12 protein-coding genes are annotated in these 14,911 nt (G+C 67.1%); 7 read left to right on the forward strand and 5 right to left on the reverse strand.

The window, feature by feature from the left end; all coding sequences use genetic code 11:
- Positions 1-12: 12 nt before the first annotated feature.
- On the reverse strand, positions 13-960 hold the full coding sequence (locus ACIG5A_RS03030; RefSeq protein WP_397237070.1) for an alpha/beta fold hydrolase: 948 nt from the start codon (positions 958-960) through the stop codon (positions 13-15).
- Between the two features lie 200 nt (positions 961-1,160).
- Between ACIG5A_RS03030 and ACIG5A_RS03035 the strand changes: the two genes are divergently transcribed.
- The 4 genes from ACIG5A_RS03035 (at position 1,161) to ACIG5A_RS03050 (ending at position 6,442) form a co-directional block, all read left to right on the forward strand.
- Complete coding sequence (locus ACIG5A_RS03035; RefSeq protein ID WP_397237072.1) at positions 1,161-1,985, forward strand: class I SAM-dependent methyltransferase; 825 nt, start codon at positions 1,161-1,163, stop codon at positions 1,983-1,985.
- 379 nt (positions 1,986-2,364) lie between these two features.
- A complete protein-coding gene (locus ACIG5A_RS03040; RefSeq protein ID WP_397238789.1) occupies positions 2,365-3,636 on the forward strand; it encodes a DUF222 domain-containing protein in 1,272 nt (423 codons plus the stop codon).
- Between the two features lie 359 nt (positions 3,637-3,995).
- Positions 3,996-4,541, forward strand: a complete 546-nt coding sequence (locus tag ACIG5A_RS03045) for a hypothetical protein (protein WP_397237074.1) — start codon at positions 3,996-3,998, stop codon at positions 4,539-4,541.
- Positions 4,542-4,810: 269 nt separating this feature from the next.
- The gene (locus ACIG5A_RS03050; RefSeq protein ID WP_397237076.1) at positions 4,811-6,442 is read left to right on the forward strand and encodes a restriction endonuclease; all 1,632 of its coding nucleotides are present in this window, start codon (positions 4,811-4,813) and stop codon (positions 6,440-6,442) included.
- Here ACIG5A_RS03050 and ACIG5A_RS03055 read toward each other — a convergent pair.
- Genes ACIG5A_RS03055 through ACIG5A_RS03065 form a run of 3 tightly spaced genes read right to left on the reverse strand, consistent with a single transcriptional unit; the run spans position 6,439 to position 8,774 of the window.
- Positions 6,439-8,376 (reverse strand): ABC transporter ATP-binding protein, encoded by a 1,938-nt coding sequence (locus ACIG5A_RS03055; protein ID WP_397237078.1) that lies wholly within the window; start codon positions 8,374-8,376, stop codon positions 6,439-6,441. The genes ACIG5A_RS03050 and ACIG5A_RS03055 overlap by 4 nt on opposite strands.
- A 47-nt stretch (positions 8,377-8,423) precedes the next feature.
- The gene (locus tag ACIG5A_RS03060; protein ID WP_397237080.1) at positions 8,424-8,576 is read right to left on the reverse strand and encodes a hypothetical protein; all 153 of its coding nucleotides are present in this window, start codon (positions 8,574-8,576) and stop codon (positions 8,424-8,426) included.
- Positions 8,577-8,594: 18 nt separating this feature from the next.
- Positions 8,595-8,774: a hypothetical protein gene (locus ACIG5A_RS03065; protein WP_397237082.1), complete on the reverse strand. Its 180-nt coding sequence runs from the start codon at positions 8,772-8,774 to the stop codon at positions 8,595-8,597.
- A 192-nt stretch (positions 8,775-8,966) separates the two neighbouring features.
- On the opposite strand from ACIG5A_RS03065, the gene ACIG5A_RS03070 reads away from it, so the two are divergent.
- From ACIG5A_RS03070 to ACIG5A_RS03080, 3 genes are all read left to right on the forward strand, one after another.
- A complete protein-coding gene (locus tag ACIG5A_RS03070) occupies positions 8,967-9,140 on the forward strand; it encodes a hypothetical protein (RefSeq protein ID WP_397237084.1) in 174 nt (57 codons plus the stop codon).
- 414 nt (positions 9,141-9,554) lie between these two features.
- The gene (locus ACIG5A_RS03075; RefSeq protein ID WP_397237086.1) at positions 9,555-10,871 is read left to right on the forward strand and encodes a lanthionine synthetase C family protein; all 1,317 of its coding nucleotides are present in this window, start codon (positions 9,555-9,557) and stop codon (positions 10,869-10,871) included.
- A 10-nt stretch (positions 10,872-10,881) separates the two neighbouring features.
- Positions 10,882-13,983 carry a lantibiotic dehydratase gene (locus tag ACIG5A_RS03080; protein ID WP_397237088.1) on the forward strand — a complete coding sequence of 1,034 codons (3,102 nt, stop codon included), beginning with the start codon at positions 10,882-10,884 and terminating at the stop codon, positions 13,981-13,983.
- A gap of 11 nt (positions 13,984-13,994) precedes the next feature.
- Here the strand turns inward: ACIG5A_RS03080 and ACIG5A_RS03085 are convergent, their stop codons facing one another.
- Positions 13,995-14,729, reverse strand: coding sequence for a response regulator transcription factor (locus ACIG5A_RS03085; protein ID WP_397237090.1), 735 nt, complete (start codon positions 14,727-14,729; stop codon positions 13,995-13,997).
- Positions 14,730-14,911 lie beyond the last annotated feature (182 nt).

The following is a 14,911-nucleotide window of genomic DNA, read 5'->3' on the forward strand; positions in this document are numbered from 1 at the left end:
CTTGCGTGATGCTCAAGAGGCGTGAATGGCGGTGAAGGACAACAGGATTGCGGCGGTCCGGGCAGGATCCTCGACCAGGGGCGAGTGGCCGATGCCCGGCATGGTGACCACCGTCGCGCCGGGAACGGTGCGGTATGCGGCGGTGGAGGTGGCGCAGCGCCACCGGCGGTCTTGTTCGCCGAAGATCACCAGCAGCGGTTTGCCGAGTGCGGTCAGGCGCTGTGGGATGGTGCGCTGGTTGAGGTAATCCCTGCTGGCCGCCGAGGTCGCGGTGAGGGCGTGGTACGTCATGCCGCGCAGGTCGTCGATGAACTGCTGTGGGATCGGGAAATCGTCGGTGGCGAAGGCGGCGGTCATTATCGGACGGAGGAGGCCGTCGGTGCGCAGCAGCCAGAGTGCTTCTCCGACAACCGGAGTCGTGAGCAGCCCGCTGGCGGGAGTTTCGGAAATGTCGTCTCCGAGCGTGGGGCCGGTGTCGAGGAGCGCAAGCGCGGTAACCAGATCGGGGCGTTGTTCGGCCAGGGAGGTGGCGACCGCGCCGCCGGTCGAGTGGCCGATCACGATGGCCCGCTGGACACCGAGTTGTTCCAGTACCGCCGCAATCCTGTTGCCCTGCTGCGGGATCGAGTAGCCGTCGCCCTCGGGCTTCGCCGAACTGCCGTGCCCAAGCAGGTCGAGGCGGATGACGTGGAAAGAGTCGCTCAGCAACGGGACCAACTGATCCCACCAGCGGGCCGACGCGCCGAGCCCGTGGATCAGCACCATAGCGGGGGCTTCGGCGGCGCCGTCCTCGCCGACATGGATGCTCTGGCCCTCGATCGTGAGTGTCGTTTCGCTTGCCGCAGCGCCGCTTCGATGTGCGGTGACCGCCGAGCTCCCCAGCAACAGCACGATGATCGCGCCGACGACGGCGGCAGCGACGAAGCGGTGTCCGCGGACACCGATTACAGATGAAGTCATCCACCGACTGTCGCCGCCGGTGCCCCTCGGTGTCTTGAACAAATGTTCCCGAGCCTGGAGCTGCGCTTTCGCCAGGCTGGAACCGGTTGTGCTGCTAGACGACGCCTGGTCATGCCCGCCGTCGTCCGCGCGTCCGGCCTTCGTGCCTGGCCGTGGGCGGTAGCATCGGCTGCTGTGACTGGCGATCCGAGGCCGGGCCGATGACCGGGACCGGAGGCGGCGACGCGTCCTTCACCGGGTCGATCGCCGAGATCTATGACGCGCTGCTGGTTCCGATGATCTTCGAGGAACCGGCCCGGCTGCTCGCGGCATCGGTGGCCGCGACCGACGCCGCCGATATCCTCGAAACTGCCGCTGGGACGGGCGCACTGACCAGAGCGCTCGCCCGGCTCGGCGGTCACGACATCGTGGCCACCGATCTGAACGAACCCATGGTGGTGGCGGCCGCGCGCCGATCGGTGTCCGAGCGGGTGCGGTGGCAGGTGGCCGATGCTCAGAACCTGCCGTTTCCCGACCGGTCGTTCGACGTGGTGGCCTGCCAATTCGGTGCCATGTTCCTGCCCGACAAGGTGCACGGATATGCCGAGGCGCTGCGAGTGCTGCGGCCAGGCGGCATGTTCGCCTTCAATGTCTGGGACCGCATCGAGAACAACACCGTCCCCTGGATCATCACCGAAGCACTGTGCGCGGCAGCACCCGACGAGCCCCTCGAATTCTTTCGCCGAACGCCCTACGGCTACTTCGACATCGACCAGATCCGCGGTGAACTCGCAACTGCTGGATTCGAAGAAACCTCCGGCCAATACATCGATGGTTCGAGCCATGCGACAGCGCAGACCGCCGCGGTGGCCTTCTGCCAGGGCACCCCGCTGCGCGGCGAAATCGAACGCCATCCGACCCTCGACCTCGAATCCGCGACCACGATCGCGGCCACCGCATTGCGCGAACATTATGGCTCAGAAGCGTTCGACGCCCCGATCCGGTGGCTACAACTAACGGCCCGACGGCCCACCGGTCGCAGCTGACTCCCGAGGTTTGTGGGCGGTGGCGGTTCGTACCGCTCAGTCGGCGCACCGGAGGAGTTTGTCGGCCCTGTCGCGGAATCGCGGAGGGCGGCCGGTGAGGTGCTGCGGCTGTGTCGTTCGTTGGCTATGGAACGTTCACTGTCGCCTGGCGGCGGGTGGCCTGTGGTGTGAAAAGGTGCAGTTCAGATGGGGTTTTTGCTGGACTGTGCCAGTGGGGGTGCGATAGAATTCGCTCATGTGTTCGAGCGGTGAGGCGGGGCAAGCGGGGGTCGTCGACCCCTTGCATATCGCCATGTCCGATGTGTTCGAGCGGGATCTGATGCCGTTGACCGATGAGGACATTGTGGCGGCGGTGCGGGATCTGGAGCGGCATAGGCGGATGGTGTCGGCGTTGGAGCATCGGTTGTATGTGGAGGTGTCGGATCGATCGATTCCGGCTCGTGTGGGTGCGGGGACTTTGAAGCGGTTTCTGATCGAGACGCTGAATTTGTCGAATGCGGAAGCGGGTGGGCGGGTCGCGGCGACAACGCAGTTGGGGGCGTTTCACGATATGCATGGTCGGTTGGGTGAGCCGAGGATGCCCGCGACCGCTGCCGCGCAAGCCGAGGGCGCGATCTCGGTGGAGCATGCCTGCACGATCGGCAAGGTACTCAGGCGGATCCCGGGATGTACCGATCATCCGGAGTACGAGGCAGCCGAGTCGGTGTTGGCGGGTCACGCGCGAGAGATGGGTCCGGAGCAGGTCGCCCGGATCGGTGAACACATTTTGGGGTATCTGAATCCTGATGGTTCGGATGTGTCGGTGCGGCAAGCGGTGCGGGGGTTGCGGATCGGGAGTCAGCGGTTGGACAAGATGTCGGTGATCCATGGTGAGATCACTCCGGAGTTGCGAGCATTGCTCGAGCCGGTGATCGCGAAGCTCGGGCGTCCCGGGATGAACAATCCTGATGATCCGGAAAGCCCGCGCGGGAACAGTGATTCCGTCGATGCGGAGGTGTTGAAGGCGGCGGCGAAACGCGATACCCGCAGCGCGGCGCAACGCGGCCATGACGCGGTGCTCGCGTTACTGCAACACGGCATGTCACCGGATAGTCTGGGGTCGCATCGAGGGTTGCCGGTGTCGGCGATCGTGACGATGCGCCTCGAGGATCTGGAGGCAGAGGCCGGTGTCGCGACGACTGCGACCGGTGGGACGGTGCCGATCGCCGAAGCGATCGCGATGGTCGCGAAAGCGAAACCGTATCTGGCGATTATTGATTCGCGGGGGATGCCGTTGCATTTCGCGCAGGGCAAACGGTTGGCGTCGGCGGGGCAGCGGTTGGCGTTGATCGCCGCCCTGCGCGGGTGTTCGCGTCCGGGGTGTACGGCACCGGCCAGTATCAGCGCGGCGCATCATGTCCGTGATTACGCCAAGGACGGACCTACTGATATCGAGAATTTGACGTTGGCGTGTGATCACTGCCACGGCCTGATCCATGATGGGCCCGGTGGCTGGAAAACCATTGTGCTGGGCAAGGATTCGAAGTATCCGGGCCGGACGGGGTGGATCGCGCCACCACATATCGATCCCGAGCAACGACCCAGGGTGAATCATCACCATCACCCGGGTGAGCTACTCGCTGAAACGTTGGCACGGGATCCACCACCGTAACGAGCTGGACCGCCAACGCCACCTGGCGTGGCTACGCCGACTCCGACAACCCAAACCCGACACCGCCTGAAAATCCCGGCACCCACATGCAATAGCCGGGTATGGCTCAGCCATGCCCGGCTACCGGACTGTCCGGGTTCTCGGAAGCCGACCTCGGCCAGCCCCACCGCATTCAGCCCGCCCAGAATGAATCACCCTGGAGGGCAAGACGATACGCAGCCAACGCGCCACAACTGGGGAATTTCGAACATTGACGCGGACGCGGCTGAGGGTTCAATGTCATGAGTAGGGGGTGGCGTCGGACTATCGCGAACACCCTATTGGGACAGCTAAGAAGGGGAGGCCGAAAAGTGCGCCGATTGAGATATCTGATCATATTCGCCGCGATTATTCTGGGCTTTGGCACGATGTCGATGCAGAACGCGGGTGCGACAGTCGATATGCCATCCCTGATCGCCCCGGCCGGTCCGGCAGCTGCCGCGGTCAGAGACACGAAAACAGCCGCGACCTCGTGGGTGCATCAGTGCGCCGCCATGCATTGCGGTTACCATGAGATCGGCCCCGGCCAGCCCGTCAAGGTGGCCTGCTACGTGAGGAACGAGGGAATCATCTGGAACCTCATCCTCGCATCGAGCCCATGGGATCAGAATGTCCCGATCGTGGGTTTCGTCTCCGACGACGCATTGACCGCTCCGGAGTACGGCACGTCCTGCGATGAATACGGTCCGGGTGCCCCGTCGGAGCTGACCTGGTGGGCACATAGTTGCCCCCGGATGGCTTGTGGTTACGGAATAATCAACAAGGGGGACTACTATCGCGTAATCGGCAGCGCGAGCGATGGATGGTGGATCGCCATGGACTTCAGCTCTCCGGATAACCACTTGACCGGATTCATTCACGAGTAGCGGCATATTCGGCCGCACGATATGAAGCCCTGGATCATCCGGGTTCCCGAATAACGACAAAGCGCGACACCGGCATGGTGTCGCGCTTCGGCCGGCCGGTCACCTGGTCGGCCGCTGTCTTCGATCAGCAAACCACCTGTACCGCACGTCGTTCGGCAATCGCCCGCGGATCCGCGATCGACCGCGCAACCATGGCGCCATGTGGTAGATCGATGGGGCGGGCTGCGGCTCCGATCGCGGCTCGGGCGGGCGACGCGAAGGGGGTTGCGATGGCACGGCGTGGGTTTCTGGCCGAGGTCCAGTATCAGATGCGGTTGCGCGAGCGCGAGCAACAGCGGTTCGTCATGCAGCAGCAGCGGCTGATGGCGCAGGCCGAACGCGAGCAGGCGCGCGCGGTGAAGGCGGCCGATCGTGCCTCCGCCCAAGCGGCCAAAGAGGAGCGAGAACGTCATATCGCACGGCAGTTGGCGTACGCCGCGCATCTGTCGGCGATGGATCGGGACCGGGCCGAGGAACTGGCGCTGCTGCTCGTCGAGCATGCCGCCGAGGGGCGGACGTTCGCGGTCGAGCAGCTGTTCGAGGACTTCCAACCACGCCCTTTCGTCCCGCCCGCGAATCTTGCGGCCGCCGCGCCTGCCCCGGTGTGGGAGCAGTACGAGCCGCCGGCGCCGACCGGATTGGGGCGGGTCTTCACCGCGGGCTACAAGCGCGAACTGGCAGCGCGGCGAACATACTTCGATCAGGCGTGCGCGCAGCATGAGGAATACGAACGCCGGCGGTCGGCCGCCCTCGCCGCCGCCGAACAGCAGCACAATGCCGAAGAACGATCCAGTCAGCGGGAGATCGCCGAACACAACGCGCAGGTGGCTGCGCTCGAGCGCGGAGTCGCCGCGGGGGAGCCCGCGGCGGTAGAGGAGTGCTTCGCGCTGTTTCTAGAGGGAAGCCGACTGCCCGCCGAACTGCCGATCGAGGTGGAAGTCGCCTATCAGCCGAATCCACGCAGACTGCTGATCGACCGACGGCTGCCCGGCATCGATGTCATCCCGCCGAATCGGGATCACCGCTACGTGCGCAACCGTGACGAGATCACCGCGATAACGCGTCCGGTCAAGGAGATTCGGCAACGCTACGCCGATCTTCTCGCGCAGCTGGTTCTGGTCACCTTGCGTGACGCCTTCGCCGTCCAACCCAGCGGGTTGGTGGACCAGGTGGGTGTGAACGCATTGCTCGCCGGCCGGAACAAGGCCACCGGCCAGCCGGAGGATCTGTGCCTGATCAGCGTCACCGCGACACGGGAGCAGTTCGACGAACTGGTGCTCGCCGAACTCGACGCCGTCACGTGCCTGCAGCGGATGCAGGCACTCGTCTCTCCGCACCCGTGGGATATGGAACCCGTGCGACCGATCTTCGATCCTGACCTGTCCCGCTACAAGCTGATCGACTCCCTCGACGTCGCAGGCACTCTCGATGCCCGGCCGATCCTGCTTGACATGTCGCCGAACGAGTTCGAGCGGCTGGTGCGGGAGCTGTTCGAGGCCATGGGCATGAATTCCTGGCAGACCCAACCGTCGAAGGACGACGGCGTCGACGCGGTGGCGGTGAATACCGATCCGATCATGGGCGGGGTGTGCGTCATTCAGGCGAAGCGCTACCGCAAAGTCGTGGAGATCGAGGCGGTGCGCGCGCTCGCGGGGGTCATGGAGGATATGCACGCGAGCCGCGGTGTCCTCGTCACCACGTCCTGGTTCGGCAAGGCGAGCCAGGATTTCATTCTCCGGCACGGACGCATGCAGCTGATCGACGGACCGGAGTTGAAGTACCTGATCAAGAAGCACCTGGGCAAGGACGTCATACCGGGCACGGTGAAGCCGTCACGCCGCAAAGGGACGCCCGACCTCTAGCGGGCGAAGGACGGGGCGGTTTCGGGGTGGTAGGGGGCGGCTTGAAGGGTGAAGAGGTGGGCGTAGGTGCCGTCGAGGGCCATCAGGTCGGTGTGGGTGCCCTGTTCGGTGATGCGGCCGTGGTCGAGCACGATGATCTTGTCGGCGTGGCGAATGTTGGCCAGGCGGTGGGTGATCAGGATCGTGGTGCGGTTCGCGGACTGGCCGTTGGTGCGGGTGAGGTGCTGTAGGGAGGCGAAGACGGCGTGCTCGGCTCTGGCATCCATCGCGGCGGTGGGTTCGTCGGCGACCAGGATGGGGGCGTCCCGGTAGAGCCCGCGAGCGACGCTGATGCGCTGCCATTGGCCGCCGGAGAGGTCTTGTCCGTTGGCGAAGCGGCGGGACAGGACGGTGTCTTCGCCGTGCGGGAGATCGGCGATGACGGTATCCGCGCCGGATTCCCTTGCCGCTGCCGCGATTCCGTGTCCGTGCGGATCGGGCCGCTCGATGCGCCCGATGCGGATGTTGTCCCGCGCGGTCATCGGCCAGCGCGCGGGCGCCTGCATGACCATCGCGATGCGGCGATAGATCGACTGCTCGTCGACCGTGGCCAGATCCACACCGTCCCAACGGGTTTCGCCTTCGGTGGGCTGATACAGGCCGGTGATCAACTTGGCCAATGTGGTCTTGCCCGAACCGTTCTCGCCGACCAGTGCGATGATCTGGCCGCGCCCGATGCTCAGGTTCACCTCGCGAATCGACGGTTCGTCCTGACCGGGATAGGTGAACGACACCGAATGCAAGGTGATCTCGCGCGGATCGGCGGGTGCGAGCGCAGGGGAGGGCGGCCGGGTGCGCCGTTCGGTCTGCTCCAGCAGATCGGAGTAGAACTCGAGGTAGAGGATGTTCTCGTAGACGCTGTTGATGCCGTTCATCGTGTTGGACAGCGCGACGGCGGCCATCCGCATCGCCACGATCGCGGCACCGGCCAGCGCGAGCGGCAGCGACCCGAGATAGAGCAGCAGGCCGAGTACGCCGTAGGCGATCCCGGTGCCGATCCCCGCGACCATCCTGCCGATCAATCGCACTCGCGCCCTGGCGAATTCGACCCGGCTGGTCTCCTCGGTGATCTGCTGGCTGATCCGCCGGTACTCGTCGAGCAGCGCCGGTCCCGCGGTGCACGCGCGCAGTTCGGCCGCGGTCTCCCGATCGGAGAGCAGGTCGCTGGCGACGGCCGTGCGGAGGTTACGGGTCACCAGCCGCACGTAGGACTGGTAGGACAGCTTCGCCGCCCGCGCCGACGCCCACATATCGGGCACGACCGCCAACAGCACCAGCGGCGCGAGCACCGGGTGCAGCACCGCGGCCGTGCACACCGCGGCGGCACCGTGGATGACCGCGCCCGAGACGTTCGTGATCGCCTCCAGGCAGCGCGCGATGCTGCCCATCCCGCGTTGCAGCCCTTGGCGCACCAGTTCGGCGTAGTCGCTGTCTTCGAACGCGATCAGGTCGACCCGTGCGATCGCGGTGTGTGCCTTGTCCCGCGCCCTCTGCTCGACCCTGGGCTTGAGCAGGGCTCCCGTTGTGGTGGTGCCACTTTCGATGAGCGCACGCGTCGCGAGCGCGCCGACCACCAGCGCCACCGACGGCAACGCCGACACCACGCGCTGTGGTGTCGGCCCCTGCGCCAGCAGCACCGACAGCACATCGGCGGTGGCGAGCAGCCCGAACGCCGTCGCACACCCGCCCGCGACGGCGAGGAACGCGGTGAGCGCGGTCAACCGCCGGGATGCCTGCCAGGCCAGGCCGATCACTACCCGCGCGCCCGCGGGCAGCGCGAGCAGTGTCCGCCAGAGCCCGGCCTCGGCGACCTGCCGGTCCACCGTCATCCAGGCCGGAGTGGTCATTCCGTCCACGCCGACCAGCGGTGCGTCGCCGAATTCGGCTGTCGTCATGCGGGCTTCCCATCCAGGCGGTCGAGACCGGTTCTCGGCGAGCCGAATTACCCTCGGTCGGGGCACCAGCCCGTGCAGGCGCTGCCGCACGTGGCCTCGTGTGAGTCGGTGTCCGTCGGCGGGTCGAGCGCGATCAGCGACCAGTTCTTGCGCGCGATGCCGACCCGCACGTCCAGATCGAATTCGTCCTTGGTGGTCATCGTGAATCTCCTTGCGTCTCAGCAGCAGTTGGATCTGTTGGTGTGCTTGGTCGGGCAGCCGTCACCACAGGTGTAGGCGTGCGACTCCGCGCAGCCGTCGCCTTCACTGGTCGGCGGGAACGCGGCGATCAGGTGATCGACGCGGAGAGGTTTACCGAGCCGGACATCCAGATCGAAATCGTCGAGTGCGGCTGTCATGCTTTGCCTCCTGGGGTTGAAGGGGCGACGGTTACAGGTTCGCGCCAAGGCATTCCCGCGAGGCAGGGGAAAGGCCCGGGAAAATGCGGGAAAACATCCCGGGCGACCCGCGGCCGATTCCCCTGTCGCTCAGGTGCGGTCGCGCGGCACGGTGAGACCTGTGAGCCATCTCCCGAAAGAAAGAGCGAGCCGATGTCAGCCCCGATAGATGATTTCGATCTGGACGTTCGCCTCGGCGAGGCGCTGCGGCAAGACATCAACGAATTGCTCAGGGGCAACCGGGGCAGGTCCGACGAACCCGCACCCTGCCGCACCGACGACTGCACCGCGTGGCCGATATGCACAACCGAGAACGACGGCTGCTGAACAGGGCACGAGAGGACCGAAATGTCGGCACCAGTAGATGATTTCGATCTCGATATCCGGGTCGGCAAGTCGGCTCGGACGTTCGATCCGGTCGTGGCGGCCAGATCATCGGATGAGGAAGCCTGTGACGGTACACATTGCGCTACCTGCGCTTCGGGTTGCGCGAGTTGCCCGCCGAGATGCCAAACCGACTACCGCCTGTAGTCGATCAACCAGAGGAGAAGAACCATGTCAGCACCAGTAGATGATTTCGATCTCGATATTCGGATCAGCGTGGCGACGCGAATTCTCGATCCGGTCATGGCAGGCAGAACTTCCGGTTCTGAGTGGTGTGACGAATCGCATTGCGGTACTTGCGGTTCGGCCTGCCACCAGACCCATGACTGCTGATTCGCCGAAAGGAAACCGTAGCAAGTGAATACGGACCGTGCGTCGACGATCGTCGATCAACTCCCCGCCGCGGCGACACCGTGGCGCAGTGTACTGCCCGCTGAGCTGGCCGCGGCGGCGGTCGGCGTCGCGACCGAGGTCGCGGAGCGGCTGTGTGACACCGCATCGACGCCGGTGCCACCGGACTACGCGGGGCGCGCCGTGCTGTTCGGGCAATTGGACCAGCTGTTGCCGGGCCAGGGTTGGGCAGCGCGCGCACATCGCTGCCTGGCCACCGCCGCACGGGAGGCCGAGCAGGCCGAGCATGGGCGGTTGAGTCTCTACGGCGGGTTGTGCGAGGTGGCCTTCGCCGCCGATGCGCTGTCCGAGCACGGCACCCGATATCAACGCCTGCTCGGCGGCCTGGACGACGCCATCGCCGTCGCGGGGAAGGCACTGGGCGATGCGGTCACGGCGACGCCGGCCGGTTTGCCGTTCTCCGCATTCGATCTCATCTCCGGCATCGCGGGCGTCGGTGCATATCTGTTGCGCCGCAAGGACGAACCGCACGCCGATGCCGCGCTGCGGGCCATATTGACCGGGGCGGTCGCCCTTTGCGACGAACAGGACGGGTTGCCCAACTGGCACACGCCGTTCTCCGCCATCCCACCCGGCACCTCGATGGCACGCTCCTATCCCACTGGTGTATTGAACTGCGGTCTCGCACACGGCATTCCGGGCCCGATGGCGCTGCTCGCGCTGGCCGAGCTCGCGGGGATCTCGGTGGCCGGACAGCGGGCGGCGATCGAACGAGTGGCGCGCTGGCTGATCGTCCATCGCGCCGACGACGACTGGGGCCCGAGCTGGTCCTCCGGTATCCCGCTGCCGGACGCGAGCGGAGTCGCCCCGCCCGCCTACGGCCCGACCCACAATGCCTGGTGCTACGGCAGCTCGGGCATCGCGCGGGCGCTGTGGCTGGCCGGAACCGCGCTGGGTGACAGGGGATTGCGCGACTTCGCCGGGCGCACGCTGAAGACCGTATACCGCAGGCCCGCCGAGTTCCGCCGCATCGATGCCTCGCCCGGCCTCTGCCACGGCATCGCCGGACTGCTGCAGATCACCCTGTGCTTCGCCGACGACACCGGCAATCCGGTGTACACGGCGGCGGCCGCCGTACTGACCGACCAGCTGATCGAGATGTTCCAGCCGGAAACGCGATTCGGCTATCTCGCCAACGGCGAGAACGGCGCGACGACCGACGATCCCAGCCTGCTCGACGGCGCGGCCGGTATCGCGCTCGCCCTGCTCGCCGCCGCCACCGACATCCCGCCGTCGTGGGATCGAATGTTGTTGCTGGCCTGAGGAGATGATGATGCCCGGTTCGAACCTGTACCGCGCGCTGGATTGGCTGATGGTCCGCGCACCGCTGCTGCCCGTCGAGGAGTATCTGGCGCTCGGCGCCGCGCCGGACCGGCCGTCCGAGACCGCCTCGCGGACAATGCTTCCCGCCGATCCAAGGGTGCGGCGCGCACTGACAGTGGGTAGCGGTGACCTGATCCGAGCGCTGGAACACCCCGGCGCCGATGCCCGTGCGCGACTGGCGGTCAAGCTGCAGCGGTACCTGATCCGGATGTCGAGCAGGCCGACCCCGTTCGGCATGTTCGCGGGCGTCGGTCTCGCCGAGTGGGGGACGCAGACGGATCTCGCGATCGCCGATGCGCCGCCGATCGTGCGCACCAGGCCGGATATGGGCTGGCTGCTCGATTTCGTTGCCACCGTGGAGAAGCGTGACGAGGTGCGTGCCGGGTTGCGCTGGTTCGCGAATCCGGCCGCGTTCGTGCAGGCCGACCGGGTATTCCTGAGCGAGCGCGCATCGATCGGCGATGATGCCGAACCGGCGCAGCGGGCGATGTCGTTGCGGGCGACGACGGCGGTGCGGCGGGCACTGGAATGCGCGAGAACCCCGGTGCCCTATCACGATCTGCTCGATCGGCTGACCGTGGAACTCGGCGCCGACAGCGAGCGCGTCGCGCACCTGCTAGACCAGCTGTGGGAGCAGACACTGCTGCTGACCGACCTGCGCCCGCCGCTCACCGCCGCCGCACCGGCACGTTATGTGGCGCAACGACTTTCCAGCATCCCCGCCGCCGCGGCGGACGCGGCGGCACTGAACGACCTGCTCGAGCGGATCGACGCATGGGACGCACTCGACCACGACCAGGCCGCGGCCGCACACCCGAAGTTGGTGGTCACCGCGCAGTCGGTGCACGCGGCGAAGACCGAGAAGGGACCGTTCCAAACGGATATGGGCCTACCGTTCGCTGGCACGCGGGTGAGCCGCGCTATCGCGGACGAGGCGGAACGCACGGCCGAACTGCTGCTGCGCCTGACTTCGTGGCCCACCGGCCTCGCCCACCTGGACAGCTACCGCAACTCCTTCCTCGAGCGCTATGGCATGGACCGCGAGGTGGGGCTGCTGGAGCTGATCGATCCGGAGATCGGGCTCGGCGCGCCGGGTGAACGCGTCACCACCGCCCCGGACGACAGTCGCCGATACCTGCGCGATCGGACGCTCACCGATCTGGCGCTGACCGCGATCAGGGATCGCACCCAGGTCGTCGAACTCGATGCGGCGACCATCGCCAAGCTGGAGATCCAGCCGATCGAGTCGGCGAAAGTGCCTACCTCCCTCGATATTTCGCTGTTCGTGGTGGCAACCTCGGCCGCCGCCGTCGACGCGGGCGACTATCAGGTGGTGGTCGGGCCCAATATGGGGGCCTCGGTCGCGGGCCGGGTGCTCGGGCGGTTCGCCGATGTGATCGGGCCGCGGGCCGATGCCGCGCTGCGTGCCTCGGCGGACGCGGAGGCGGCGGCCAGGCCGGGGCGGGTGTGGGCCGAGGTCAGCTACCTGCCGCGCCCCAATCGGCTGGCGAACGTCACGATCCGGCCGCTCGCCAGGCAGTGGGAGCTGGCGTTCGACACCACCCCGAGCGCGCCGGCCGACCGGGTGCTCCCGCTGTCGGAACTCGTTGTCGGCGTGCGCGACAACCGTTTCGTGGTGCGCTGGTCGCGCACCGGCGAGGAGGTCATGCCCTGCGCGGGGCATATGCTCAACTCGCAGATGGCGCCGACCGCGCTGCGTTTCCTCGACGAGATCAAAGGCTACGGCAGGCCGATGCCGACCACCTTCGACTGGGGTCCCGCGACCGGTTTCGCGTTCGTGCCGCGGATTCAGGTCGGCCGGATCGTGTTGTCGCCGGCCAGGTGGCGAGTGAGCACCGATGTGCTGGCCCCGACCTCGGCGGCGTCGTTCGCCGACGCCTTCGCGGCGTGGCGCGAGCTGTGGCAGCCGCCGCGCTACGTGTACCTGACCGTGGCCGACAACCGTCTGCTGCTCGACCTGGACGCTCCCGACCAGGTCGAGCAGATCCGCATCGCCGCGCGCGGGAATTCGCGTGGCCCCCTTGTGCTGTGCGAGGCGCTGCCCGCGCCGGAGCAGGCCTGGCTGGCCGGTCCCGACGGGCACTACATCAGCGAAGTCGTTGTGCCCCTTGTGCTCTCCGCGGTCGAGGACGCTCCTGCCGCACCGTCGGCGACCTCGGCGCGGCTCACCCGCCCGACGGCGGCCGACCGCCTGCGCCCGCCGGGCAGCGATTGGCTGTTCGCCAAGCTCTACAACGTGCCGACGTTCGAGGAGGATCTGCTGGCGAACGAGATCCGCACGTTCTGCGCGCAGGCCGTCGAGGACGGGTCGGCACAGAGTTGGTTCTTCCTGCGCTACAACGATCCCGAGCCGCATCTGCGGATCCGCTGGCACGGCGATCCGGACCTGCTCGCCGACAAGCTGGCGCCCGCCGTGCTGCGCTGGGGCAACGCGCTGGTGACCGCGGGCTACTGCCGCCGGATCTGCCTCGACACCTACGACCAGGAGGTCGAGCGGTACGGCGGTGTGGCGGCCACGGCGGTGGCCGAGGAGCTGTTCGCCGCCGACAGCGTCGCCGTACTCGACCTGCTGCGGCTGATCGATGACCGGGTGGTCGAGCTGGACCGCCCCCGGCTGGGGATGTACACCGTGCACGATCTGGTCGTCGCGCTCGGGCTGGACGAGGCGGAACGGGCCGACCTGTTCCGGACCGGCGTCGCCGACCGGAAGGCCACCGCCGAGGAGTATCGCAAGCAGAAGGGTGAATTCCGGGCGCTGCTCGGCGATCCGGAATGGCTGGCGGGACAACCGGGTGGCGCGGCGATCGCGGCGGTACTCGCCGAGCGCCGGATTCGCCTGCGTGCGGCCGCATCTCGGCTTCAGGCACTGGCGGGCAGCGGTGAACTCGGCCGCTCGCTGCCGGAGCTGGCGCGCAGTTTCGTTCATATGCACTGCAATCGGCTGCTCGGCTGCGGTCATCCGCCGGAGCAGCAGGTGCTCGGGCTGCTCTGGCGAACGGGGGAGAGCCTGCGTCATGCGCCGCTGCGTTAGACCCGAGCCCGTCAGACCCCGAGCCCCGCTTCGCGGGCGCGCAGGATCGCGTTGGTGCGGTCGCAGACACCGAGTTTCAGGAAGATCTTCGACAGGTAGTTGCTCACCGTCTTCGACGCCAGATGCAGCCGCCCCGCGATCGCGGCGTTGGGCAGTCCGGCGGCCACCAGCTGGAGTACCTCCCGTTCGCGTTCGGTGAGTTCCGGAAACGCCTGCGCGGCAGCGACCGGCCGGTCGGTGATCCGGGTGAGCGCCACCGCCGCGCACGGGCTGAAGACGGCCCAGCCCGCCGCGGCGCCGGCGACCGCGCGCACGATCCCTTCCGCCGAGGTCGATTTGCCGACGTAGCCGCGGGCGCCCGCCTCGACCGCGGAACGCACCGCGTCCTCGTCGACCGTCAGGCTGAATACGAGAACCGCGAGGCCCGGACAGGATTTCAGCACGTCGGTGATCACCTGACTCGTCTGCTGCCGCGGCAGCAGGAGACCGAGGACGACGACGTCGGGCCGCTGGCGCTGGGTCTGGCGCAGCAATTCGTGCACCGTCGCGGCCTCGCCGATCACGCGCAACCCGTCGGCGCCGGTGAGCATCGCGCGTAAGCCCTCGCGCACGACCGCGTGTTCGTCGGCGAGTACCACGGTCACCTCGGGCGCCGTGGAATCGAACGCCGGCGCCTCGCGCGCGGCTGGGTTGAGCAGCGTCGCCGTAGCGCCGTTGCGTACGCGGTCCAATGTTTGTCCGTTCACGAAATTCCCCCTGGCACAGTGCGGTTGCTCGATAGCTGGCGATCCGCACCTGACGCCGGGTCACGGAATCGTAGGACCTATCGTGTCCGATGGTCGCCGACCGAGATGCGAAACGGAAAGGCTTCGGACCGCTGAATGAACCCGGGGTGAACCGAAATAGCGTGACCCCCAACGGGTCTCGG

Origin of the sequence: Nocardia sp. NPDC052566, from assembly GCF_044547285.1 — a bacterium.
GTDB lineage: Bacteria > Actinomycetota > Actinomycetes > Mycobacteriales > Mycobacteriaceae > Nocardia.